The organism is Sinomonas soli, from assembly GCF_054782415.1.
Genome location: NZ_BAAGSN010000011.1, coordinates 141,356 through 164,341, shown reverse-complemented (window position 1 = coordinate 164,341; position 22,986 = coordinate 141,356). Strand labels below are relative to the sequence as shown.

Below are 22,986 nucleotides of genomic sequence, written 5' to 3'. Positions count from 1 at the left end.
TGCCGAAGTGATCACTGTCTCCAACCTCGAACTGCGCGCCGGCGCACGCCTCCTCATGGACGAGGTGAGCTTCCGGATCGACAAGGGGGACAAGATCGGGCTCGTGGGTCGCAACGGGGCGGGCAAGACGACGCTCACCCGCGTGCTCGCGGGGGAGGGCCTGCCCGCGGCAGGGACCGTGACCCGGGCCGGCGAGATCGGCTACCTCCCGCAGGACCCCCGGACCCCGGACATGGAGCAGCTCGCGCGCGACCGCATCCTCTCGGCGCGCGGGCTCGACGTCGTCGTGCGCAAGCTGCGCACCGCGCAGGCGGACATGGCGAGCGACGACGCGGAGGTCCAGCGCAAGGCGATGGCCCGGTACGACAGGCTCGAGGCCGAGTTCCTGGCAGGCGGAGGCTACGCGGCGGAGGCCGAGGCGGCCGCCATCTCGGCGAACCTCGCCCTCCCGGACCGGATCCTGAACCAGCCGCTCAGGACGCTCTCGGGCGGCCAGCGCCGGCGCGTCGAGCTGGCCCGCATCCTCTACTCGGGCGCGGACACGCTCCTCCTCGACGAGCCCACGAACCACCTGGACGCCGACTCGATCGGCTGGCTGCGGGACTTCCTCAAGGCGCACCAGGGCGGCCTCATCGTGATCTCCCACGACGTCGACCTGCTCGAGGCGACCGTGAACAAGGTGTTCCACCTCGACGCGAACCGCGCCGTGATCGACATCTACAACATGGGCTGGAAGCGCTACCTCGCCCAGCGCGAGACCGACGAGCGCGCCCGCAGGCGCGAGCGCGCCAACGCGGAGAAGAAGGCCCAGGTGCTCCTCGACCAGGCCAACAAGATGCGCGCGAAGGCCACCAAGGCCGTTGCCGCCCAGAACATGGCCAAGCGGGCCGAGCGCCTGCTGGCCGGGGTCGCGGACGAGCGGGTAGCCGACCGCGTGGCCGCGCTGCGCTTCCCGGAGCCCGCACCGTGCGGCAAGACTCCGCTGACCGCGGAAGGGCTGTCCAAGTCCTACGGCTCGCTGGAGATCTTCACCGACGTCGACCTCGCCGTGGACCGCGGCTCCCGCGTCGTGATCCTCGGCCTCAACGGCGCGGGCAAGACCACGCTCCTGCGCATGCTGGCCGGCGTCGACACCCCGGACACCGGCGAGGTGGTCCCGGGCCACGGACTCAAGGTCGGGTACTACGCCCAGGAGCACGAGACGCTCGACCATGACCGCACGGTCCTGGAGAACATGCGCAGCGCGGCGCCGGACCACCTCGGCGATGCCGACGTCCGCGGGATCCTCGGTTCGTTCCTCTTCACCGGCGACGACGTCGACAAGCCCGCGGGGGTCCTCTCCGGCGGCGAGAAGACCCGCCTCGCCCTGGCCACGATCGTCGCCTCGAGCGCTAACGTGCTGCTCCTGGACGAGCCGACCAACAACCTCGACCCGGCGAGCCGCCGCGAGATCCTCGGCGCCCTCAAGACCTACAAGGGGGCCGTGGTCATGGTCAGCCACGACGAGGGCGCGGTCGAGGCGCTCAACCCGGAGCGCGTGGTCCTCCTGCCCGACGGCGTCGAGGACCTGTGGAGCGCGGACTACCTGGACCTCATCACGCTGGCCTGACGGCGCCTACCGCACCTCGAGGGCCCGCGCGCCGGTGACCCGGGCGAGGTCCTCATAGGAGATCGACAGCATCGACCGGTGGTCCCCGGCGCCCGCCCACAGAACCGGATACGCGGCAAGGTGCGTGTCGAGCAGTGTGCGCAGCGGCGCTGGGTGGCCCACGGGTGCCACGCCGCCCACGCGCTGGCCGGTGTGCGCGAGCACGAAGTCCGGCGAGGCGCGCCGGATCTCCGCCGAGCCGATCCGCTCGGCGACGAGCTTCGTGTCGACGCGCGCGGCGCCGCTCGCGAGGATGAGCAGCGGTCCGCCGTCGAGCTCGAACACGAGGCTGTTGGCGATCGCGCCCACGTCGCACCCGAGCACTCCGGCCGCCGCCGCGGCGGTGGGGACCTCGTCGTCGAACGTCCGCACGGTGTCCGCCAGCCCCGCGGCGACGAGGGCGGCACGGACGCGCCCCACGGCGTCGTGGTCGCCGGCCGCGTGGTGCGGCATCAGTGGAAGCCCTGCGCGTCGAGGATGGCGTCCTCCTCGTCCTCGGCGGTGGGCCTGCGCTTCCGGCGCGGCGCGAAGCGTGCGGCCCGCGCCGCCGCCTCGGCGACCTCGGCCGGGGACGCATCGGGCGCCTCTGCGGCCTCCGCCGCGGCGTCGATGGCGTCGTTGCGGGCCTGCTGGCGCGCCGCATAGCCGAAGCCGATGAACATGAGCACCGCGAAGGCGAGCCACTGGAGCGCGTAGGAGAGGTGCATGCCCTCGTCCGGCGCCGGCTTGGGCAGCGAGGCCGGGGCCGGCTGCGACGGGGCGGGATTCTCGCTCGCGAGCATGCCGTAGGCGCCCGTGAGGACGGGGTAGGGCAGCTGCTGGGCGTACGCGGGCAGGTCGATCGAGGCGAGCTGGCCGTCCGGCGCGCCGCGGTCCAGGGCCGGCTCGCTCGGGCGCAGCCGCACGACGACGGTCGCCTCGCCTGAGGGGGGTGCCGGGACGGAGTCCGGCCGCCCGGCTTCCTTGTTGCCGATCGGCAGCCAGCCGCGGTCCACGATCACCGTCTGGCCGGAGTCGACCCTGAACGGGACGACGACCTCGTAGCCGGGCTGGCCCGAATTGGGCCGGTTCCGCACCACACGGGTCCGGGCGGTGTCGTACGACCCGTGCAGCGCGACCTGCTTCCACTCGCTGCCGGAGGGCAGGGAAGCGAACTCGGGGGCGGCCTGGGCGAACGGGACCGGCGGCGCGTCGTAGTTCCGGGTCACGAGGTCCACGTTCGCCTTGGCCTCGTCGAGCCGGGCCATCTGCCAGCGGCTCAGCAGCACGCAGGCGATCGCGAAGACGATGGCGAGCCCGAGGTAGGTGAGCCACCGCCGGGAGATCAGGAATCGGTACATGAGGAGGGTGCTTCCGTCAGCGGCAGGGTCTCGCGCCAGAGCAGGCGCGTGCGCAGGTAGTCCTCGAGCCAGTCGCGGTGCTCGGCGCACGCCAGCCACGTCTTGCGGCGCTCGGGCGTGTGGATCTTGGGGTTGTTCCACTGCAGGCGCCACTGCGCGGGCGCCCGGCATCCCTTGCGGGAGCAGACCGGGGTCTGGGGGAGCTCGGGGTCGCCAGGCAGGAGGCTGAAGAGGCTCATGCGGCGCCGGCCTCCGGGGGCTCGGAGCCGTTCCGGGGTGGCGGGGCGGGCGCGTCGCGCCTGTCGTCGGCCGGCCCGTGGTCGGGTCGCCCGTCGTCGCCCGGCTCGTCGTCGACCATCTCCCCGACGATCGTCTCGCCGTGCGGCGTCGGGCCGCCGGCGCCGCCGTCCGCGGGCCGGCCCGCATCGATCTCGCCGTAGGCGATGTGGTCCATAAGCTCGGTGTCGTAGTCCTCGCCCTTGGTCTGGGCGTTGGCGATCACCACGGCGACCCACGGAAGGAACACCGCGCCGGCGATGGCGATGAGCTTGAACCAGCCGTCGAGGAAGAACAGGGCCACGATGCAGACCACGCGGATGCCCATGGCCACCGCATAGCGGACCATGCGCTGGTGCATGTCAACGCTGTGTCCGGGCGCGGCCGAGGTAATGCTGTGGACCTCAGGGGCGCCGTCGGCACCGTCCACGGCGTACTCGCCGTCGCTGTCGCTGGCCGCGCGGCCGTCTCGTTCTCTCGTCATCACACTCCCAAGCAGGCCCATTCTCCCACCACCGCGTGTACGGGCCAATTTGGCTAGGATGCACCCTGAACCGGCGCCGACCAGCGGCGTCCCCCCATCTTCCCTAGGAGCGCCAGTGAGCCCGGAAGCACCGTCCCCCCGCAGCGTCCTCGTCACCGGAGGCAATCGGGGCATCGGCCTCGCGATCGCCAAGGCGTTCCTCGCGAACGGCGACAAGGTCGCCGTGACCTACCGGACCGCCGCCGAGCTGCCTGAGGGCATCCTCGGGGTCCAGGCGGACGTGACCGACGAGGCCAGCATCGACGCCGCCTTCAAGGCCGTCGAGGAGGCCCACGGCCCGGTCGAGGTCCTCGTGGCCAACGCGGGCATCACCAAGGACACGCTCCTGCTGCGCATGAGCGAGGAGGACTTCACCTCGGTCCTCGACACGAACCTCACGGGCGCCTTCCGCGTCGTCAAGCGGGCCTCGAAGGGCATGATCCGCCTGCGCCACGGCCGCGTCATCCTCATCTCCTCGGTCTCCGGGCTGTACGGGGCCCCCGGGCAGATCAACTACTCCGCCTCGAAGGCCGGCCTCGTGGGCCTCGCACGGTCGCTGACCCGCGAGCTCGGCTCGCGCGGCATCACGGCGAACGTCGTGGCGCCGGGCTTCATCAAGACGGACATGACCTCGGAGCTGCCGGCGGAGACCCAGAAGGACTACCTGTCGCGCGTGCCCGCAGGCCGGTTCGCGGACGCCGACGAGGTCGCCAAGGTGGTCCGCTGGATCGCGAGCGACGAGGCGGGGTACATCTCGGGGGCGGTCATCCCCGTGGACGGCGGCCTCGGCATGGGCCACTGAGCTGCACCTCGCTGCACGCGGCGCGCGGGCCACGGGCTGTTGTTGGAGGAATCCGACAACGGCCCGTCCGCTTCTGGGCTGGCATGATGGTGCGCAGTCACCGAAAACTTGGCGGGGTCACACAAAGTGGCCGGCGCAGACGAAGGGGAGCACGCATGGGAGTCCTGGACAGCAAGACGGCGATCGTCACGGGGTCGTCGCGGGGGATCGGGGCCGCGACGGCCAAGGTCCTCGCCGGCGAGGGCGCGGCCGTCGTCATCAACTACCGGCAGAAGGCGCCGCGCGCCAACAAGGTGGTGGCCGAGATCGAGGCCGCGGGCGGCCGCGCGATCGCGGTCGGCGGCGACCTCACGAACGAGGCGGACGTCGACGCCCTCGCCCAGGCGGCCGTGGACGCGTTCGGCTCCCTCGACATCCTGGTGCTCAACGCCTCGGGCGGCATGGAGTCAGGCCTCGGCGAGGACTACGCGCTCCGGCTCAACCGCGATGCCCAGGTCTCGATGCTCAAGGCCGCCGCCGAGCGCATGAAGCCCGGCTCGCGCGTCGTGTTCGTGACGAGCCACCAGGCCCACTTCATCGACAGCGTCCAGACGATGGACGCCTACGAGCCCGTGGCCCGGTCCAAGCGGGCCGGCGAGACCGCCCTGCGCGAGCTCGTCCCGTGGCTCGAGGAGAAGGGGATCACGTTCGTGGTCGTCTCGGGCGACATGATCGAGGGCACCATCACGGCCACGCTGCTCGAGCGCGCCGCGCCGGGGGCGATCGCGTCCCGTCGCGAGGCCGCGGGAAAGCTGTACTCCGTCGAGGAGTTCGGGGCCGAGGTCGCGAAGATGGTCACCGCTGACGTGCCGACGGGCCACACCGAGTACGTGGGCGGGGCCGAGCACTTCCAGGCCTGACCCCGCACCGGGCCTGACCCCGCAAGCAGCTGCCAGAGACCCCACAACCCCTCCCCGAGGTTGTGGGGTCTCTGGCGCTGTGTTGTGGGGTCTCTGGCGCTGTGTTGTGGGGTCTCTGGCGCTGTGTTGTGGGGTCAGACTCGCGCGAGGTGGCGCACTACGTCGAGGTAAGGAAGGTCGACGGCGGCGTCGGCCTCCGCACGGACCTTCGGCTTGGCGTTGAACGCCACCCCTAGGCCGGCCGCGGCGAGCATGTCGAGGTCATTCGCCCCGTCGCCCACGGCGATGCAGTGCTCGAGCGGGATGCCGTGCTGGCCGGCCCACTCGCGCAGCATCCGCTCCTTGACCGCCCGGTCCACCACCTCGCCGAGCACCCGGCCCGTGAGCTTCCCGTGGGCCACCTCGAGCTCGTTCGCACGCCAGTGGTCCAGCCCCAGGCGCTCGGCGAGCGGGGTGAGGATCTGCTCGAAGCCGCCCGAGACCACGCACACGAGGTGGCCGGCCGCGTGGAACGCTCCGATCAGCTCCTCGGCACCGAGCGAGAGCACGACGGCGTCCCGCACCTTCGCGATGACATCCACCGGGAGGCCCGCGAGGGTCGCGACGCGCGCGTGCAGGCTCTGCGCGAAGTCGAGCTCGCCGCGCATGGCGGCCTCGGTGACCGCTGTGACCTCCTCGCGCTTGCCCGCGTAGTCGGCGAGGAGCTCGATGACCTCCTGCTGGATGAGCGTCGAGTCGACGTCCATGATGAGCAGTTTCCGCTCGGCCTTCCGCAGCCCGGCCGGCACGAGCGCCGCGGCGAACCCCAGGCCCGCGAGTGCGGCACGCGCGGCCGCCGCCTGGCCGGCGTCGACCTTCACGTCCGCGGTGAGCACGGCGTAGCGGCCGTCCGCTTCGGCGGGGCGCTCGAAGGGTCCGACGGCGGCCCCCGCACCTTCGAGGACGCGGGCGGCCGAGGCCGCGTCGTCGTCGGTCAGCGTGACGGCATGGAGGACTGCGGCGAAGTGTGCTGGCATAAGCCCTGATTCTACCGAGCGCCCCCGCGGCCGGCGCCGGGCCGGGTTGGTTCGCCGACGGCGAAGTATCTGGACTAGTGTCAGAGGTCATGAGCAATGTTCTCCAGCTGTCTGGGGTCAGCGTCGTCCGCGGGACGAAGAAGCTGCTGGACGGCATCGACTGGCAGGTGAACGAGGGGGAGCGCTGGGTGGTCCTGGGCCCGAACGGCGCCGGCAAGACCACACTCCTCTCGCTGGCCGCGGCCCGGCTGCACCCGAGCAGCGGCCGCGTCGACATCCTCGACGAGACGATGGGCAAGGTCGACGTCTTCGAGCTCCGCCCGCGCATCGGCCTGTCCTCCGCAGCCCTGGCCAACCAGATCCCCGAGGGCGAGAAGGTCCTCAACGTCGTCGTGACCGCCGCGTACGGCGTCACCGGCCGGTGGCTCGAGCGCTACGAGAAGGACGACGAGCGCCGCGCCTTCCGTCTCCTGAACGAGTGGGGCATGGGTCCGCTCCTCGGACGGGTCTTCGCCTCGCTCTCCGAGGGCGAGCGCAAGCGCGTGCAGATCGCCCGTGCCCTCATGACGGACCCTGAGCTGCTGCTGCTCGACGAGCCCGGGGCCGGCCTCGACCTGGGCGGCCGCGAGGAGCTCGTGTACAAGCTCTCGGACCTCGCGCAGGACGACGCCGCACCCGTCGTCGTCCTCGTCACGCACCACCTCGAGGAGGTGCCGCCCGGCTTCACCCACGCGCTCCTGCTGCGCGAGGGCACGGTCGTGGCCGCCGGACCCATCGCCGAGACCCTCACCGAGGAGAACCTCAGCGCGACCTTCGGCCTGCCGCTCGACGTGCGCGCCAAGGACGGCCGCTACACCGCGACGGCCAAGGACGGCGCGGCCACGGAGGGCCTGGCCTCCGCCGGCGCAGCTGCCGCCCCGGGCGCGTGATGGGGTTCTGGGGCGACGTCCTCATCTTCCTCGCGGGCCTGTGGGCCGGCACGATCAACACGATCGTCGGCTCCGGCTCGCTCGTGACGTTCCCCGTCCTCGTGGCCCTCGGCTACAGTCCCGTCAACTCGATCATCTCGAACGCGATGGGCCTGGTGGCCGGGGGCTTCTCCGGCGCCTACGGGTACCGCCGCGAGGCCGTGAGCGCCAAGCGCACCCTCCTGAAGCTCGTGCCGGTCTCCCTCGTGGGCGGCCTGCTCGGCGCGTTCCTGCTCCTGCACCTGCCGGAGAGCGTGTTCGGGTTCGTCGCCCCGGTGCTGATCGTCGTCGCGATCCTGCTCGTCATCTTCCAGCCCCGCCTCTCGGCCTGGGCCAAGGCGCGCCAGGCCCTCGAGCACATCACGCCCGAGCAGGCGGACCTGCAGAAGGTCCCGTTCATCCTCTACCTGCTGGTGTTCCTCATCGGCGTGTACGGCGGGTACTTCACGGCCGCGCAGGGCGTGCTCCTCATGGGCGTGCTCGGGATCTTCTTCCACGGCACGCTCCAGCAGTCCAACGCGATCAAGGTCGTCCTGAGCCTCGTGGTGAACCTCGTCGCCGCCGTGGCCTACCTCCTCTTCGCGTTCGACCGCATCAACTGGATCGTGGTCCTGCTCATCGCGGTCGGCTCCACCCTCGGCGGGTTCCTCGGCGCGGGCATCGGCCGGCGCCTGAAGCCGATGGTGCTGCGGACGGTGATCGTGATCCTCGGCATCGTCGCGCTCGTGAACCTGCTCGCCAAGCTCGTCAATGGCTGAGACGCCGGGGGGGGAGGGGCGGCAGGTCGTCCGCCTCGACTCGGCGGATGATCCGCGCATCGCGGACTACACCGACCTGACCGACGTGCGCCTGCGCCTCCTGCGCGAGCCGGCAGAGGGGCTCTACATCGCCGAGTCCTCGCGCGTGCTCCGGAGGGCCCTGGCCGCCGGGCACCGGCCGCGCTCGTTCTTCCTCGCCGAGAAGTGGCTCGACGGGCTCGCGGACGTGCTCGCGGCGCACCCGGACGTGCCGGCGTTCGTGGGGCCGCCGGAGCTGCTCGAGGAGATCACCGGCTTCCACCTGCACCGCGGCGCGATGGCAGCGATGCACCGGCCGGCCCCGGTGCCGGTCGCCGAGCTCCTGGCCGGGGCCCGTCGCGTCGCCGTGCTCGAGGACATCGTGGACCACACCAACGTTGGCGCGATCTTCCGCTCGGCCGCCGCTCTCGGCATCGACGCCGTCCTCGTCAGCCCCCGCTGCGGCGACCCCCTGTACCGCCGCAGCATCCGGGTGAGCATGGGCACCGTCTTCCAGGTGCCGTGGGGCCGCCTGGACTCCTGGCCCGGCGGCGTCGAGGAGCTCAGGCGCCTCGGCTTCACCGTCGCCGCCCTCGAGCTCGCCGAGGACGCGGTCGACGTCGACGAGCTCGCCGCGCGTCGGATCGACCGGCTCGCGCTCGTGCTCGGGACCGAGGGCGCCGGCATCGCCCCCGAGACGCTCGAGGCCGCCGACCTCGCCGTGAAGATCCCCATGCGGCCCGGCGTGGACTCGCTCAACGTCGCGGCCGCGAGCGCCGTGGCGTTCTGGGAGCTGCGCCCGCGCTGACTGGGAGCTGCGCCCGCGCTGACTGGGAGCTGCGTCGGGCGCTGAGCTGGTACCATTGACTGCTGGCCCTCCGACCGGGAGGGCGTTCACACCTGGCCTCTGGCAAAATCCAGGGGCGCAAGCAAAGGGCCTATTGTGAAGTCTGATATCCACCCGTCGTACGAGTACGTCGTCTTCAACGACCTCGCCTCCGGCAAGAAGTTCCTCACGCGCTCCACGGTCTCCTCCGACAAGACCACCGAGTGGGAGGACGGCAACACCTACCCCGTCATCGACGTCGAGGTCTCCTCCGAGTCGCACCCGTTCTACACGGGCAAGCAGCGCATCATGGACTCGGCCGGCCGCGTCGAGCGCTTCAACGCTCGCTTCAAGAACTTCGGCAAGAAGGCCTGACCCGACTGGTCCACCAGTCGCAGGCCGCTGCCACGCTGAAGGCGCCGTCCCCCGGGACGGCGCCTTCGGCGTCTCCGGAACGGGTCTAGGCTGGATCCGTGGCGGACTATCACGGTGAATTCAAGGTTCCGGGCGGCAAGCTCGTGGTCGCGGACCTCGCGGCCGACGACGGCGTCATCACCGGGGCGAGCATCAACGGCGACTTCTTCCTCGAGCCGGACGAGGCCCTCGCGGACATCAACGAGGCCCTCGTCGGCCTCTCCACGCACGCGCCGAACACAGTCATCAGCCAGGCCATCGCGGACGCCGTGGGCCCCTCGGCCGTGATGTTCGGGTTCGACGCCGACTCCGTCGCGGTCGCGGTCCGCCGCGCCCTCGGCCACGCGACCACGTGGGCGGACCACGACTGGGAGGTCATCCCCCCGAGCACGCTCACGATCACGGAGAACGTGGCCCTCGACGAGGTTCTGACCCGCGAGGTCGGAGAGGGCCGGCGCAGTCCGACGCTGCGCCTGTGGGACTGGGACGAGCGCTCCGTGGTGATCGGGACCTTCCAGTCCTACCGCAACGAGGTGGACCCCGAGGGGGTCGAGAAGCACGGCGTGACTGTGGTGCGGCGCATCTCCGGCGGCGGCGCCATGTTCATGGAGGCCGGCAACTGCGTCACCTACTCCCTCTACCTGCCGACCTCGCTCGTGGACGGGCTCTCCTTCGCGGAGTCGTACCCGTTCCTGGACGCCTGGGTCATGGAGGCCCTCGCCAAGGTCGGCGTCTCGGCGTTCTACAAGCCGCTCAACGACATCGCCACGGAGGCAGGCAAGATCGGCGGCGCCGCGCAGAAGCGGCTCGGCAACGGCGCGATGCTCCACCACGTGACCATGAGCTACGACATCGACGCGGCGAAGATGACCGAGGTCCTGCGCATCGGGCGGGAGAAGATCTCCGACAAGGGCATCGCGAGCGCGCAAAAGAGGGTCGACCCGCTCAAGCGGCAGACGGGGATGGACCGCGCGGACCTCTTCGAGGCCATGATGGGCACCTTCGAGGCCCGCTACGGCGCCCGCCGCGTCGCCCTGTCCGAGGACTCGCTCGCGGACGCGCGCGCCCTCGCCGGGCGCAAGTTCGCCACCCGCGCGTGGCTCCACCGGGTCCCGTAGCCGGCCCGCGCCCGGGGTGAGCGGGCGCACGACGGCGAGTGGTCGCCGTCGTGCGCAGGTCCGCCCCGCGGTCCGGCTTGCGACGCGGTCAGCCCTGCCGGGCGGTCAGCCCTTCCGGGAGCGGGCCTGGGCCACGAGCGCCCGGTGCAGGTGGTCGCGGGCCTCGATGACGAGGCGCCGCAGCGCCGCCGGCGCCTCGGCATGCTCGGCGAGCCACGCGTCCGTGCGGCCGAGCACCGGGTGCTCCAGCGGGTCCTGGCCCGGGGCGAGGGACGAGCCCGCCGGGTAGAGGCCGTCGACGAGGCGCGTCGCGATCTCCTGCGACCGCTCCTCCCAGACCCGTGTGAGCATCGAGAAGTAGCGGTCCAGGAACGGCTGCCGCAGCTCCTCCGGGCCGAGCATGAAGCCGGCGACGGTGGCGCCGAGGAGGTCGTTGGAGAGTCCGTGGCCGTCGACGGCGGCGCGCCACGCATCCTCCTTGACCGCGGGATCGGGCCGGGCCGCCATGGCGAGGGCGTGCCCCACGCTGCCCTTGGCGGTGCGGTCCCGGGCGAGTTCCGCGTCCAGCTCCGCGGCGGTCGCGCGGCCCTGGGCGGCGAGGGCCTGCCACAGGGACCAGCGCAGGTCCTGGTCCACGGCGAGGCCGGAGAGTGTCTCGGCGCCGTCCACGAGCGCCCGGAGCATCGCATGCTGCCCGCCGCCGTGCCTGCTGCCCGCCGCGAGCGCCCGGGCCCACGCGAGCTGCTGGTCGGAGCCGGGCTCGGCGGCCCGCAGCGCGCGGGCGACGACCGCGAGGTAGTCCTCCCGCAGGGCGCCGCGGCCCTCCGGGTGGGTGTACCGCTCGATCGCGGTCCGGGCGTTGTCGAGCACCGTCAGCTGCACGCCGACCGTGGTCTCGGCCCGCGCGAAGCGCTCGACGGCGCGCACGTAGTCCGCGGCGGGCGTCTCGCCGTCGCGCGTGGCATGCCACAGCGCCGTCCAGGCGAGGGCCCGCGCGAGCGGGTCCGCGATGTCGCCGAGGGCGTCCCGGACGGTCGCCTCCGAGCGCGGGTCGAGGCGCACCTTGGCGTACGTCAGGTCCTCGTCGTTGACGAGGAGGAGATCGGGGACCGGGCGCCCCGCGAGCTCCGGCACCTCGGTCACGCCGCCGGACGCGTCGGCCGGCAGGTCCACCTCGACGCTCGCCGAGCGCTCGATGGCCCCCGAGGCCGTGCGCGAGTAGAGGCCGACCTTGAGTCGGTGGGGCCGCGGCGCCTCTGCTCCCGTGACCGGGTCCGTGGCACGCTGCCGGATGGCCACCCGGGCGAGCCGCCCGCCGTCGTCCTCCGAGGCGTGCTCGACGAGCGGCTCGAGCACCGGCAGCCCGGCGGTCTGGAGCCACGCCGCGGCCCAGTCCTGCAGGGGCCGCCCCGAGGACCGCTCTAGCGCGCCGAGGAGGTCGGCGAGCGTCGTGTTGCCATAGGAGTGCCGGGCGAAGTAGTCGCGGGCGGCGGCCAGGAACGCGTCCTCGCCCACATACGCCACGAGCTGCTTGAGCACGGAGGCGCCTTTGGCGTAGGTGATCCCGTCGAAGTTCTGCTCCGCGGCCTCGAGGTCGGTGATGTCGGCGACGATCGGATGGGTCGTGGGCAGCTGGTCCTGGAGGTAGGCCCAGGCCTTGCGCCGGTTGGCGAAGTTCACCCAGGACGTCCTGAAGCCGGTCGCCCGGTCCACGGCGAGGGTGCCCATGTACTCGGCGAACGACTCCTTGAGCCACAGGTCGTCCCACCAGCGCATGGTCACGAGGTCGCCGAACCACATGTGCGCCATCTCGTGCAGGAGCGTGTTGGCGCGGCCCTCGTACTGGGAGTCGGCGGCGCGGGAGGCGAACACGTACTGCTCCGTGAAGGTCACGAGCCCGGGGTTCTCCATCGCGCCGAGGTTGTACTCGGGCACGAACGCCTGCTCGTACTTGCCCCAGGGGTAGGCGGGGGAGAAGACCGAGTGGTAGAAATCGAGGCCGCGCCTGGTGAGGTCGAAGATCCGTTCCGCATCGAAGTGCTCGGCGAGGGACGCCCGGCAGTAGGCCGCGAGCGGCACCGTGAGGGTCCCGCCCTCGCGCGTCGTCCCGGTCCAGGCATCCGACGCGCGGTGGTACGGGCCGGCGAGCACCGCCGCGAGGTAGGTGGGCATGGGAGGCGTGGGGGCGAACTCCCAGCGCGCCGCGGCGGGGTGGTCGTCGAGCGGGACGGCCTCCGCCGTCGCCCCGCCGTTCGCGCTGACCACCCACGACGACGGCGCGAGCACCGTGAACGCGAAGCCAGCCTTCAGGTCGGGCTGCTCGAAGTTGGCGAAGTACCGGCGGGCGTCCGCGGGCTCGCACTGGGTGTACAGGTAGGTCTCGCCGTCGGCCGGGTCCACGAAGCGGTGGAGGCCCTCGCCGCTGCGCGAGTACCGCGCGTGCCCGGCGACCTCGAGCCGGTTGTGGTCGGCCAGGCCCGTGAGGAGGATCCGCGCGCCGTCGTAGGCGGAGGCCGGATCGAGGGTGCGTCCGTTGAGGACCAGGCGGTCCACGGACTCCCCGAGGAAGTCCGCGAAGGTCTCTGCGCCGGCCACGGCGCGGAACTCGATGACGCTCGTCGTCGGGAAGGCCGTGGCGGCGGGATCGGCCGCAGCGCGGAGGTCGAGGGTGACGTGGTACGACTCGACGGCGAGCAGCCCAGCGCGCCCGGCGGCCTCGTCGCGGCTCAGGTTGTGAGTTGGCACACGGCCCATTCAACCATGCCCCGGCCGGCGCCCACCGCGCCCGGACGGGGCAGTGGAGGGCAGGCGCCAGGCCGAAATCGCCGGGTCCGGGGACCCGATATGCGCCCGGGCCGGATTGGTGAAAAGCTGTTCCCTATGTCGGATCTCTTCGAGGACTACTCCGTCGCCGCCGAACGTACCGGCGCGTACGACGAGATGTTCGCCCCCCGCCAGGCGGCGCGGCCCAGCTACGGCCATCTCGCGCAGGCGCTCGCGGGACTCGACCTGACCGACGTGACCTCCCGCGCCGATTCGATGGCGCGCACCTTCCTCGACAAGGGGGTCACGTTCGACTACGCGGGGGAGGAGCGGCCGTTCCCGCTCGACCTCGTCCCGCGCATCATCTCCGCCGGCGAGTGGGACGTCCTCGAGCGGGGCGTCGCCCAGCGCGTCCGCGCCCTCGAGGCGTTCCTCAACGACGTGTACTCGAAGATGGCAGTCGTCGCCGACGGCGTGGTCCCGCGCCGGCTGATCACCACGAGCAAGCACTTCCACCGCCAGGTGCACGGCTTCGAGCCCGCGGGCGGGGTCCGGGTGCACATCTCGGGCATCGACATCGTGCGCGACGCCGCCGGCACGTTCCGCGTCCTCGAGGACAACGTCCGCGTCCCCTCCGGCGTGAGCTACGTGCTCGAGAACCGCCGAGCCATGGCCAAGGGCCTGCCCGAGGTCTTCAGCCAGCAGCCCATCCGCCCCGTCGAGGAATACCCCCGCCGGCTGCTCTCGACCCTGCGCAAGACCGCCCCCGCCGGCGTGGAGGAGCCGACCGTGGTGGTCCTGACCCCCGGCGTCTACAACTCGGCGTACTTCGAGCACACCCTGCTCGCCGGCCTCATGGGCGTGGAGCTCGTCGAGGGCCGCGACCTGATCTGCCGCGGGAACCGCGTGTACATGCGCACCACGGCGGGCGAGCAGCGCGTGGACGTCATCTACAAGCGCATCGACGACGACTTCCTCGATCCGCTGCAGTTCCGCTCCGACTCGATGCTCGGCTGCCCCGGCCTGGTCAACGCGGCCCGGGCCGGCGGCGTCACGATCGCGAACGCCGTGGGCAACGGCGTCGCGGACGACAAGCTCGTCTACTCCTACGTCCCGGACCTGATCCGCTACTACCTCGGCGAGGAGCCGATCGTGGCCAATGTGGACACCTACCGGCTCGAGGAGGACGACGCGCGCGAGGAGGTCCTCGACCGCCTCGACGAGCTCGTCGTCAAGCCCGTCGACGGCTCGGGCGGCAAGGGCCTTGTCATCGGCCCGAGCGCCACGCGCGAGGAGCTGGACACGCTCCGCAAGCGGGTCCTCGCCGATCCCCGCGGATGGATCGCCCAGCCCGTGCTGCAGCTCTCCACCGTCCCGACGCTCTCCGGAGACCGTTTCGGGCCGCGCCACGTCGACCTGCGCCCGTTCGCGCTCAACGACGGCGACGACGTGTGGGTCCTGCCCGGCGGTCTCACCCGGGTGGCGCTCAAGGAGGGCTCCCTCATCGTCAACTCGAGCCAGGGCGGCGGGTCGAAGGACACGTGGGTGCTCGCCCAGTCCCCGGACGTCCCCGTCGAGGCGGAGCCCCGGCACTCGATCAGCATTCGGGAGCGCACGAGCGTGTGGCCGGTCGAGAGCAACTGGCGCGACCGCCAGGCCGAGCAGCAGCAGTGACCTTGCGCCGTCGGCCGGCCAGCCCCGCCAGCTCCATTCCCGCCCGCACCACGACCCCTCGAGGAGGACGACGTGCTCAGCCGCATCGCTGAATCCCTGTTCTGGATCGGCCGCTATGTCGAGCGGGCCGACGGCACTGCCCGCATCCTGGACGTGCACCTCGAAAGGCTCAACCACCTGCCCGCCGCCGACCAGCGCAGCGTCGCCCAGGAGCTCCTCGGCGTCATGGGCTCGCGGTCCGACGCGGACGAGTTCGGGCTGCCAGACCTGCTCCAGTCCCTCGCCTTCGACCGCACGAACGCCACGAGCATCGCCGGCTCGCTCGCGGCCGCGCGCGAGAACGCCCGGCGCGCCCGCGAGACCGTCTCCTCGAGCCTGTGGGAGTGCCTCAACACCACGTACTACGGCCTCAGCCAGCACCGCAAGGACGTGGTGGGCACCTACCGCTTCTGCAACTGGGTCCTCGAGCGCACGGCGATGGTCCGCGGCCTCGCCGACACCACGATGAGCCATGACGAGGGCTGGCTGTTCCTCGTGCTGGGCCGCTCGCTCGAGCGGGCGGACATGACCGCGCGCATGCTCTCGACCCGCGAGGTGCACACGGCGGGGATGTCGTGGGTCAACATGCTCCGCTGCGCCGGCGCGTACGAGTCGTTCCTGCGCACCCGCCGCACCGCCTTCGACGAGCGCCACGCCGCCGAGTTCCTCCTCATGGACCGGCTGTTCCCGCGCTCCATCGTGTACGCGCTGCGCGACGCCGACGACGCGCTCGCGAAGCTCGACCCCTCGGACACCCGGGTTGGGTTCATCAACGACGCGCGCCGCATCGTCGGCCAGGCCCGCACGTTCCTCGAGTTCCACCGCACGGACGACCTGATGGTCGAGCTCCCCGAGCACATGGAACGGGTCCAGAAGGCCGTGGCCCAGACGTCCGACGCGGTCTCGCGCAAGTACTTCAACAGGGCCGACGAGCAGGCCTGGGTGGGAGAGGTTTCATGACCAGGCTGAGGATCCTGCACCACACCGCGTACCGGTACAACCGGCGCGTGACCCTCTCGTACAACGAGGCGCGCATGACGCCGCTGACCGAGCCGCAGCAGGTGGTGCTCGAGTCGCAGGTCCGCGTCACCCCCACGCAGGCCGCGGTGAGCTCCTACAAGGACTACTGGGGCACCCGCGTGACTGCCTTCGACATGCAGCTCCCGCACGAGTTCCTCGAGGTCGTCTCCTCGACCACGGTCGAGGTGCACCGGGTCGAGCGCGTGCCGGCCGAGGGCGACATCGTCGCCTGGGACCGGCTGCGCAGCCCCGAGCTCGAGGACCAGTTCAGCGACTGGCTGCCGCAGTCCCGGCTGTCCGGCCCAGGGAACGAGGTCCTCGGGACGCTCCCGGGGATCGTCGACGGCCTCGACCCGCACCGCGCCGCCCACGCCGTGTTCGACTGGCTGCGGGGCGAGATGCGCTACAGGCCCGGCTCCACGGCCGTGACGACGGACGCCGAGCAGGCCTGGAACCAGCGCGAGGGGGTCTGCCAGGACCTCGCACACCTCGCGATTGGCTCGCTGCGCAGCCTCGGCATCCCCGCCCGCTACATCTCCGGCTACCTGCACCCGCGCTCGAGCGCGGACATCGGCGAGGTCGTCGCCGGCCAGTCCCACGCGTGGCTCGAGTGGTGGGACGGCGAGTGGCGCTCGTGGGACCCCACCAACCACAAGCCGGCCGGCGACTTCCATGTGACCGTGGCCCGCGGACGCGACTACCGGGACGTGCCCCCGCTCAAGGGCATCCTCTCGGGCGGCGGCGGCTCCCACCTCGACGTCGGCGTGGAGATCACCCGCCTCGCCTGACCCAACCCCTCCCGCGCCGCGCTTGCCCCGCCCCCGCTTGCCCCGCCCCCGTTTGTGGGGTCTCTGGCGCCGGGTTGTGGGGTCTGTGGCGCCCGGTTGTGGGGTCTGTGGCGGCCGCCTGTGGATAACTTGAGATCCTCCTCGAGGACTTGTGCCAGCATGGGGCCATGAGTGGACAGACGCCCCGCGAGAGCCTCATCCTGCGGCCGTTCTCCGCAAGTGAGGCGAAGGCCCGCGGTCTCAGCGCAGCGGACCTGCGGATCGAGGACATCCGTCAGATCAGTCGCGGAATCTTCGTTCCCCACGCCGGTCCGCCCGTTCTGGACAGCTTGGTTCGCGCGCATCTTGACCTCAACCCGGATGCCTGGGCGTCGCATCGCACGGCGGGTGCGTTGGATGGTCTGTGGCTACCGCCCTGGATGGACGACCACTCGTGCGTTCACCTGAGCAAGCCGTCCCACCTGCCGAGGGTCCGGCGGCCCAAGGTGGTGGGGCATCGAGTGCGGATCCTCGAGGGGGAGGTGGTGGTCCGCGAGGGGATCCGGCTGACGAGTCGGGGCCGGACGTGGCTGGACCTGGGTCATGAACTGAGCGTCGCCTCGTTGGTTGCGCTCGGCGACCAGCTGATCCGAAGTCCTCGGCCGGAGTTCGAGGGCCGCAGTGCTCCCTACGAGACGAAGGCGTCCCTCGCCCGGCTTCTCAGGGCGCATCCGAAGGTCAAAGGGGTCGGGAAGTGCAAAGAAGCCCTCATTGACATGCGGGTCGGCTCCGACTCCGTGCCGGAGACCATGCTGAGGCTCAGTCTCGTGGCCCACGGGTTCCCAGAGCCGCAGCTTCAGATCAAGCTCAACCCGGACGACCTGAGATCGCCTACGGCTGACATTGGCTACCATCGAGAACGCATCGGCATCCACTACGAAGGCGTCCACCATCAGGAGCCTCAGCAGCGACTGAGCGATGCGCGCCGGGATACCGCCTTCCGGCGCAGGGGCTGGGGCCTCATCTACGCGGGGGCCGAGGATCTGCACGATGACTTCGCCCGTGTGCGGCGCGAGCTGAGGATTCTCCTGGCGGCAAGAGCGGCCTGAGTCGCTGCACTTCGCCGACTGCCAGAGACCCCTCAAGCGGGTGCCAGAGACCCCTCAGGCGGGTGCCAGAGACCCCTCAACGGGGCAGAGGCTCAGCGGAGCGCAGCCGCCCAGGAGCAGAAGTGAGCCCAGGTCACCACGGGCTGGGCCGGTAGTCCTTCAGGAACACCCCGTACAGATCGGTCCCTGCCTCGCCCATGACGATCGGATCGTACACGCGGGCGGCGCCGTCAACGAGGTCCAGCGGCGCGTGGAAGCCCTCATCGGCGAGCCGCACCTTGGTGTAGTGCGGCCTCTCGTCGGTGATCCAGCCCGTGTCGACGGCCGTCATGAGGATCCTGTCCGTCTCGAACATCTCGCCAGCGGACGTGCGGGTCATCATGTTCAGGGACGCCTTGGCCATGTTCGTGTGCGGGTGCCCCGGCCCCTTGTACTTGCGCCCGAACTGGCCCTCCATCGCGGAGACGTTGACCACGTACTTGCGCCGCGCGGTCGAACGTCGCATGGCGGGCCGCAGCCTCGAGACGAGGAGGAACGGCGCCGTGACGTTGCACAGCTGCACCTCGAGCATCTCGAGCGGGTCCACTTGGTCCACGACCTGGGTCCACGAATTGATCGCCGCGAGGTCCGGAACTAGGCCGCCGGCGTCGATCGCGGTCCCCGCGGCGATCCGGTCCAGCGACGCGGAGCCGGTCGAGAGCGCGAGGGCGGTCACGGCGTCGCCCGCGAGCGCAGGGTGCTCGGCCACGGACCCCGCGATCGAGAGCGGGTGCTTGTCGTGCGCGTGCCCGAACGTGAGCAGCTCGGGACCCCCGTTGCCCGGGAGCAGCGCCGCCGGCAGCGGCTCGGACTCGGCGTCCACAAGGGGCTTGTACGCGTTCCCGGAGCGGCGCACCGTCTGGGCGGCGTTGTTGATGATGATGTCGAGCGACCCCGCGGCGTCGAGCGCGTCAGCGAGCGAGATGACCTGGGACGGGTCGCGCAGGTCGATGCCCACGATCGTGAGCCGGTCGAGCCACTCGGCGGAGTCCTCCATCGCGGCGAACCGGCGGGCTGCGTCCTTCGGGAAGCGGGTCGTGATGGTGGTGTGCGCGCCGTCGCGGAGGAGCCGCAGGGCAATGTACATGCCGATCTTCGCCCGGCCGCCGGTGAGCAGCGCCCGCCGCCCCGTCAGGTCCGTGCGCGCATCGCGCTTGGCGTGGCTCATGGCGGCGCACTCGGGGCACAGCTGGTGGTAGAACGCATCCACCTGGGTGTAGTGCTGCTTGCAGATGTAGCACGGCCGCGAGCGGAGGAGGTGCCCCGCGATCTCGCCGGTCGCGGAGGATGCGAGCTTGTTGCCCTTCGTCTCGTCGTCGATCCGGTCCGGCGCGGCGGTCGCGGTCTGCGCGATGACGGCCCTGTCCGCCTCGGCGATCGCATCGCGCTTCTGGGTGCGCGTGAAGCGGCGGTGCGCCTTGAACATCTTGCCCGTGGCGCGCCGCACGGCCACGTAGTCCGGGTGCTCCTCGTCGTACGTGTGGATCGTGCCGAGCACCTTGAGGGCGGCCTGGATCTCCTCAGGGGTCAGTTCGGCGGGCATATCAGGGGAGCTCATGGCTTCCCATTCTACGGTGCGCGCGCAGCGGCGCGGGGCCCGGGCTGCGGGCCCCGCGCCGTCGGCCAGGTTGGCGCGGGCGGTTCAGACCGCGGAGCGGCGGGACGCGGACGACGGCGAGGACGCGCCGTCGGCGATGCCGTCACCGGCGGCGGCCTGGGCCGCGGCCGTGGCGTGACGCTCCTGGATCTTCTCGGCGACCTCGGGCATCTCCGCGGCGACGTCCTCGAGGGCGGTCGGCATCTTCGACAGCCAGGCTGCGGCGAGGCGGCGTTCGTCCGCGTCGGGCTCGGGGACGAGCTGGCCCTTGGCGAGGACCGTGATCCCCGAGGCGGTCACCTCGAAGCCGCGGCGCCGGTCGAGCTTCTCGTCCACCCCGATTGTCGCGCCCGGGGGCACCACGACGTTCTTGTCGACGATGGCCCGGTTCACCACGGCCCCGGCCCCGATCTGGACTCCGTCCATGATGACCGAGTCGAGGACGCGCGCGGCGGAGTTGACCCGGACGTCGTGCGAGATCACGGACCCCTCGACGATGCCGCCGGTGATGACCACGCCGCTGGAGACGAGGGAGTCGAGCGCGATGCCGACGGTGCCGCCCTCGCCGCGGACGAACTTCGCCGGCGGCGAGACGCTCTGGTGGGTGTAGATCGGCCACCGGGAGTTGTAGAGGTTGAACACCGGCAGCGGGGAGATCAGGTCCATGTGGGCGTCGTAGAACGAGTCCAGGGTGCCGACGTCGCGCCAGTAGGTGCGGTCGCGTTCCGTGGCACCCGGGATCTCGTTCTTGGTGAAGTCGTAGACGCCTGCCTCGCCGCGGTCCACGAAGTAGGGGATGATGTCCCCGCCCATGTCGTGCTTCGTGTCGAGCCGCTCGGCGTCGCTCTTGAGCGCCTCGACGAGGGCATCGGCGTCGAAGACGTAGTTGCCCATCGAGGCCAGGAACTGCTCGGGATCGTCGGGCAGCCCCGGCGTCGTTGCCGGCTTCTCGACGAACGCGGAGATCATGGACGGCTTGGAGGAGTCCGTCTCGATGACGCCGAACTGGTTGGCCATGTCCAGCGGCTGGCGGACCGCGGCAACGGTCGCCTTGGCGCCGGAGGCCACGTGCGAGGCCACCATCTGCTCGAAGTCCATCCGGTACACGTGGTCGGCGCCGACCACGACCACAATCTCGGGCTGGGCGTCGTAGATGAGGTTCAGGGACTGGTAGATCGCGTTGGCGCTGCCCAGGAACCAGCTCTTCCCGACGCGCTGCTGGGCGGGCACGGACGCCACGTAGTTGCCCAGCTGGGGGGAGAGCCTCCACGTCTCTGAAACGTGCCTGTCCAAGGAGTGCGACTTGTACTGCGTCAGCACCACAATCTGCAGGTAGCCGGAATTCACGAGATTCGACATCGCGAAATCGATGAGCCGGTACCCTCCGGCGAACGGCACTGCGGGCTTGGCCCGGTCAGCCGTCAGGGGCATCAGCCGCTTGCCCTCCCCACCTGCGAGGACGATCGCTAATACCTTCTTCGCTGCCACTGCGCAACCCCCGTCATCTCTCGTTCAAGACCAGTTTTCCCGGCCTCCGCGGATGCGAAACGCGGTCCCCTTCACACTAGTTCAGGTTCCAATGACCGACTACGTTGAAACCGTGCGAATCGACATTGTGACCAAGGAATTCCCCCCGGAGATCTACGGCGGCGCTGGGGTGCATGTGGCCGAGCTCAGCAGGGTCCTCGCCCGGGAGGTGGACCTGCATGTCCATGCCTTCGGAGCCCCCCGCGAGGCCGAGGTCAACGGGGCGGCGGTCACCTCGTACCAGGTCCCGGAGTACCTCTCCGACGCCAACGCCGCGCTCCAGACCCTCGGGATCGACCTCGGCATCGTGCCCGACGTCGCCGGCGCCGACCTCGTCCATTCGCACACGTGGTACGCGAACATGGCGGGACACCTCGCCTCGCTCATGCACGGCATCCCGCACGTGCTCTCGGCGCACAGCCTCGAGCCCCTCCGCCCGTGGAAGGCGGAGCAGCTCGGTGGCGGCTACCGCCTCTCGTCCTGGGTGGAGAAGACGGCCTATGAGGCTGCGGATGCCATCATCGCCGTCTCGCACGGCATGCGCGCCGACATCCTGCGCTGCTACCCGGAGGTGGACCCGGCGAAGGTCAAGGTGGTCCACAACGGCATCGACGTCTCGCTGTGGGGCCGCGACGAGGGCACCGAGCACCTGGCCGGCCTCGGGATCGACCCGGCGAAGCCCTCGGTCGTGTTCGTGGGCCGCAACACGCGCCAGAAGGGCGTGCCATACCTCCTGCGCGCGGCGTCGAAGCTCCCCGCGGACGTCCAGCTCGTCCTCTGCCTCGGGGCCGCGGACACCCCGGAGCTCGCGGCCGAGACGGCCGCGCTGATCGACGGCCTGCGCGCCGAGCGGGAGGGCGTGGTCCTCATCGAGCGGATGCTCCCGCGCGCCGAGCTCATCCAGGTCCTCAGCCACGCGACGGCGTTCGCGTGCCCCAGCATCTACGAGCCCCTCGGGATCGTGAACCTCGAGGCCATGGCGTGCGGCGCGGCGGTCGTGGCCACCGCCACCGGCGGGATCCCCGAGGTCGTCGACCACGGCAACACTGGCCTGCTCGTCCCGATCGAGCAGGTCAGCGACGGTACCGGCACGCCGCTGGACTCGGAGAAGTTCGTGGCCGACTTCGCGGCGGCGCTCACCGAGGTCGTGGCCGACCCGGACAGGGCCCGCGCCATGGGCGAGGCCGGCCGCGTCCGGGCCGAGGCGAACTTCTCGTGGGAGAGCATCGCCGAGACCACCCTCGAGGTCTACCGGTCGGTACTCGCGTAGGCTGGAGGCGAGAAGCGAGCGCACGACGGCGGCGGCGCACCCCGCGAGGGGAGCGTCGCCGCCGTCGCTGTGCCTGCAGCCGTGGCGTCGGGATTCAGTCCCGGCTCACGTTGACCTTGGTGGGCCCGGGCCCGGCCTCCGGGGCGACGGGAACCCGCACCTCGAGGACGCCGTCGTGGTAGCTCGCCCTGACGTCCTCGCCGCGCGCGCCGCGCGGGAGGTCTACGGTCCGCGCATACGAGCCGTAGCGGAACTCGCTGCGGTACCCGCCCCTGGTGCGGTTGGCCGTGTCCTCGCGCCGCTCGGCCTTGATCGAGAGGGTCGAGTCCTGGACCGTGACCTCGACGTCCCGCTCGGGGTCGATCCCCGGCAGCTCGGCGCGCACCACGAGGTAGTCGCCGTCGCGGAACTGCTCGGTGCGCAGCCACGTCGTCTCCCACTCGTCGACGAAGCGCTTGAACTGTTCGGGGAACCCGAACCTGCGCATGCCCTCCGGCATCATGTCCCACGGGCCCCTGCGGCCCCATCCCTCGACCATGGATTCCTCCTGACGTGCCCCGGGCACCGGTGCGGCC

22 protein-coding genes are annotated in these 22,986 nt (G+C 71.3%); 13 read left to right on the top strand and 9 right to left on the bottom strand.

Translation table 11 applies throughout. From position 1 onward, the window contains the following. Nucleotides 1-7 precede the first annotated feature (7 nt). Nucleotides 8-1,609 carry an ABC-F family ATP-binding cassette domain-containing protein gene (locus tag ACYVKZ_RS10560; protein WP_460992225.1) on the top strand — a complete coding sequence of 534 codons (1,602 nt, stop codon included), beginning with the start codon at nt 8-10 and terminating at the stop codon, nt 1,607-1,609. A gap of 6 nt (nt 1,610-1,615) precedes the next feature. Here the strand turns inward: ACYVKZ_RS10560 and ACYVKZ_RS10555 are convergent, their stop codons facing one another. From ACYVKZ_RS10555 to ACYVKZ_RS10540, 4 genes are read right to left on the bottom strand one after another with little or no spacing between them, the layout of a single operon-like run. Next, on the bottom strand, nt 1,616-2,101 hold the full coding sequence (locus tag ACYVKZ_RS10555; RefSeq protein ID WP_460992224.1) for a YbaK/EbsC family protein: 486 nt from the start codon (nt 2,099-2,101) through the stop codon (nt 1,616-1,618). Then, entirely contained in the window at nt 2,101-2,988 is an 888-nt protein-coding gene (locus ACYVKZ_RS10550) for an SURF1 family cytochrome oxidase biogenesis protein (protein ID WP_460992223.1), read from the bottom strand. The genes ACYVKZ_RS10555 and ACYVKZ_RS10550 overlap by 1 nt, the downstream gene beginning before the upstream one ends. Beyond that, on the bottom strand, nt 2,973-3,227 hold the full coding sequence (locus ACYVKZ_RS10545) for a hypothetical protein (protein ID WP_460992222.1): 255 nt from the start codon (nt 3,225-3,227) through the stop codon (nt 2,973-2,975). Before ACYVKZ_RS10545 ends, ACYVKZ_RS10550 begins: the two co-directional genes overlap by 16 nt. Then, nucleotides 3,224-3,748, bottom strand: coding sequence for a DUF3099 domain-containing protein (locus ACYVKZ_RS10540; protein ID WP_460992221.1), 525 nt, complete (start codon nt 3,746-3,748; stop codon nt 3,224-3,226). Before ACYVKZ_RS10540 ends, ACYVKZ_RS10545 begins: the two co-directional genes overlap by 4 nt. A 115-nt stretch (nt 3,749-3,863) precedes the next feature. On the opposite strand from ACYVKZ_RS10540, the gene ACYVKZ_RS10535 reads away from it, so the two are divergent. Both ACYVKZ_RS10535 and ACYVKZ_RS10530 read left to right on the top strand, forming a co-directional pair. Then, nucleotides 3,864-4,589 carry a beta-ketoacyl-ACP reductase gene (locus ACYVKZ_RS10535; protein WP_460992220.1) on the top strand — a complete coding sequence of 242 codons (726 nt, stop codon included), beginning with the start codon at nt 3,864-3,866 and terminating at the stop codon, nt 4,587-4,589. Between the two features lie 155 nt (nt 4,590-4,744). Then, complete coding sequence (locus ACYVKZ_RS10530; protein ID WP_460992219.1) at nt 4,745-5,488, top strand: SDR family oxidoreductase; 744 nt, start codon at nt 4,745-4,747, stop codon at nt 5,486-5,488. A 134-nt stretch (nt 5,489-5,622) separates the two neighbouring features. On the opposite strand, the gene serB is transcribed toward ACYVKZ_RS10530, so the two are convergent. Next, nucleotides 5,623-6,504 (bottom strand): phosphoserine phosphatase SerB, encoded by an 882-nt coding sequence (gene serB, locus ACYVKZ_RS10525; RefSeq protein ID WP_460992218.1) that lies wholly within the window; start codon nt 6,502-6,504, stop codon nt 5,623-5,625. 89 nt (nt 6,505-6,593) lie between these two features. On the opposite strand from serB, the gene ACYVKZ_RS10520 reads away from it, so the two are divergent. From ACYVKZ_RS10520 to ACYVKZ_RS10500, 5 genes are all read left to right on the top strand, one after another. Beyond that, nucleotides 6,594-7,433, top strand: a complete 840-nt coding sequence (locus ACYVKZ_RS10520; RefSeq protein WP_460992217.1) for an ABC transporter ATP-binding protein — start codon at nt 6,594-6,596, stop codon at nt 7,431-7,433. Then, a complete protein-coding gene (locus ACYVKZ_RS10515; protein WP_460992216.1) occupies nt 7,433-8,230 on the top strand; it encodes a sulfite exporter TauE/SafE family protein in 798 nt (265 codons plus the stop codon). Before ACYVKZ_RS10520 ends, ACYVKZ_RS10515 begins: the two co-directional genes overlap by 1 nt. After that, nucleotides 8,223-9,056 (top strand): TrmH family RNA methyltransferase, encoded by an 834-nt coding sequence (locus ACYVKZ_RS10510; RefSeq protein ID WP_460992215.1) that lies wholly within the window; start codon nt 8,223-8,225, stop codon nt 9,054-9,056. Before ACYVKZ_RS10515 ends, ACYVKZ_RS10510 begins: the two co-directional genes overlap by 8 nt. 135 nt (nt 9,057-9,191) lie before the next feature. After that, nucleotides 9,192-9,449: a type B 50S ribosomal protein L31 gene (locus tag ACYVKZ_RS10505; protein WP_307113937.1), complete on the top strand. Its 258-nt coding sequence runs from the start codon at nt 9,192-9,194 to the stop codon at nt 9,447-9,449. 98 nt (nt 9,450-9,547) lie between these two features. Then, nucleotides 9,548-10,606 (top strand): lipoate--protein ligase family protein, encoded by a 1,059-nt coding sequence (locus ACYVKZ_RS10500; protein WP_460992214.1) that lies wholly within the window; start codon nt 9,548-9,550, stop codon nt 10,604-10,606. Nucleotides 10,607-10,711: 105 nt separating this feature from the next. Here ACYVKZ_RS10500 and pepN read toward each other — a convergent pair whose 3' ends face one another. Continuing rightward, entirely contained in the window at nt 10,712-13,351 is a 2,640-nt protein-coding gene (gene pepN / locus ACYVKZ_RS10495; protein WP_460992213.1) for an aminopeptidase N, read from the bottom strand. Nucleotides 13,352-13,486: 135 nt separating this feature from the next. Here pepN and ACYVKZ_RS10490 point away from each other — a divergent pair, with 135 nt between their 5' ends. The 4 genes from ACYVKZ_RS10490 (at nt 13,487) to ACYVKZ_RS10475 (ending at nt 17,978) form a co-directional block, all read left to right on the top strand. Next, nucleotides 13,487-15,043 (top strand): circularly permuted type 2 ATP-grasp protein, encoded by a 1,557-nt coding sequence (locus ACYVKZ_RS10490; protein ID WP_460992211.1) that lies wholly within the window; start codon nt 13,487-13,489, stop codon nt 15,041-15,043. Nucleotides 15,044-15,115: 72 nt separating this feature from the next. Continuing rightward, entirely contained in the window at nt 15,116-16,042 is a 927-nt protein-coding gene (locus ACYVKZ_RS10485) for an alpha-E domain-containing protein (RefSeq protein ID WP_307006141.1), read from the top strand. After that, complete coding sequence (locus ACYVKZ_RS10480; protein ID WP_460992209.1) at nt 16,039-16,890, top strand: transglutaminase family protein; 852 nt, start codon at nt 16,039-16,041, stop codon at nt 16,888-16,890. The genes ACYVKZ_RS10485 and ACYVKZ_RS10480 overlap by 4 nt, the downstream gene beginning before the upstream one ends. 167 nt (nt 16,891-17,057) lie before the next feature. Continuing rightward, nucleotides 17,058-17,978, top strand: coding sequence for a hypothetical protein (locus ACYVKZ_RS10475; RefSeq protein ID WP_460992207.1), 921 nt, complete (start codon nt 17,058-17,060; stop codon nt 17,976-17,978). Between the two features lie 133 nt (nt 17,979-18,111). Here ACYVKZ_RS10475 and ACYVKZ_RS10470 read toward each other — a convergent pair whose 3' ends face one another. Both ACYVKZ_RS10470 and ACYVKZ_RS10465 read right to left on the bottom strand, forming a co-directional pair. Further along, complete coding sequence (locus ACYVKZ_RS10470) at nt 18,112-19,575, bottom strand: SDR family NAD(P)-dependent oxidoreductase (protein WP_460992205.1); 1,464 nt, start codon at nt 19,573-19,575, stop codon at nt 18,112-18,114. A gap of 84 nt (nt 19,576-19,659) precedes the next feature. Beyond that, nucleotides 19,660-21,045 (bottom strand): glucose-1-phosphate adenylyltransferase, encoded by a 1,386-nt coding sequence (locus ACYVKZ_RS10465; protein WP_460992451.1) that lies wholly within the window; start codon nt 21,043-21,045, stop codon nt 19,660-19,662. 169 nt (nt 21,046-21,214) lie between these two features. Here ACYVKZ_RS10465 and glgA point away from each other — a divergent pair, with 169 nt between their 5' ends. Next, nucleotides 21,215-22,411, top strand: coding sequence for a glycogen synthase (gene glgA, locus ACYVKZ_RS10460; RefSeq protein ID WP_460992203.1), 1,197 nt, complete (start codon nt 21,215-21,217; stop codon nt 22,409-22,411). Between the two features lie 94 nt (nt 22,412-22,505). On the opposite strand, the gene ACYVKZ_RS10455 is transcribed toward glgA, so the two are convergent. Then, nucleotides 22,506-22,949, bottom strand: coding sequence for an Hsp20/alpha crystallin family protein (locus ACYVKZ_RS10455; RefSeq protein WP_460992201.1), 444 nt, complete (start codon nt 22,947-22,949; stop codon nt 22,506-22,508). Between the last annotated feature and the right edge of the window lie 37 nt (nt 22,950-22,986).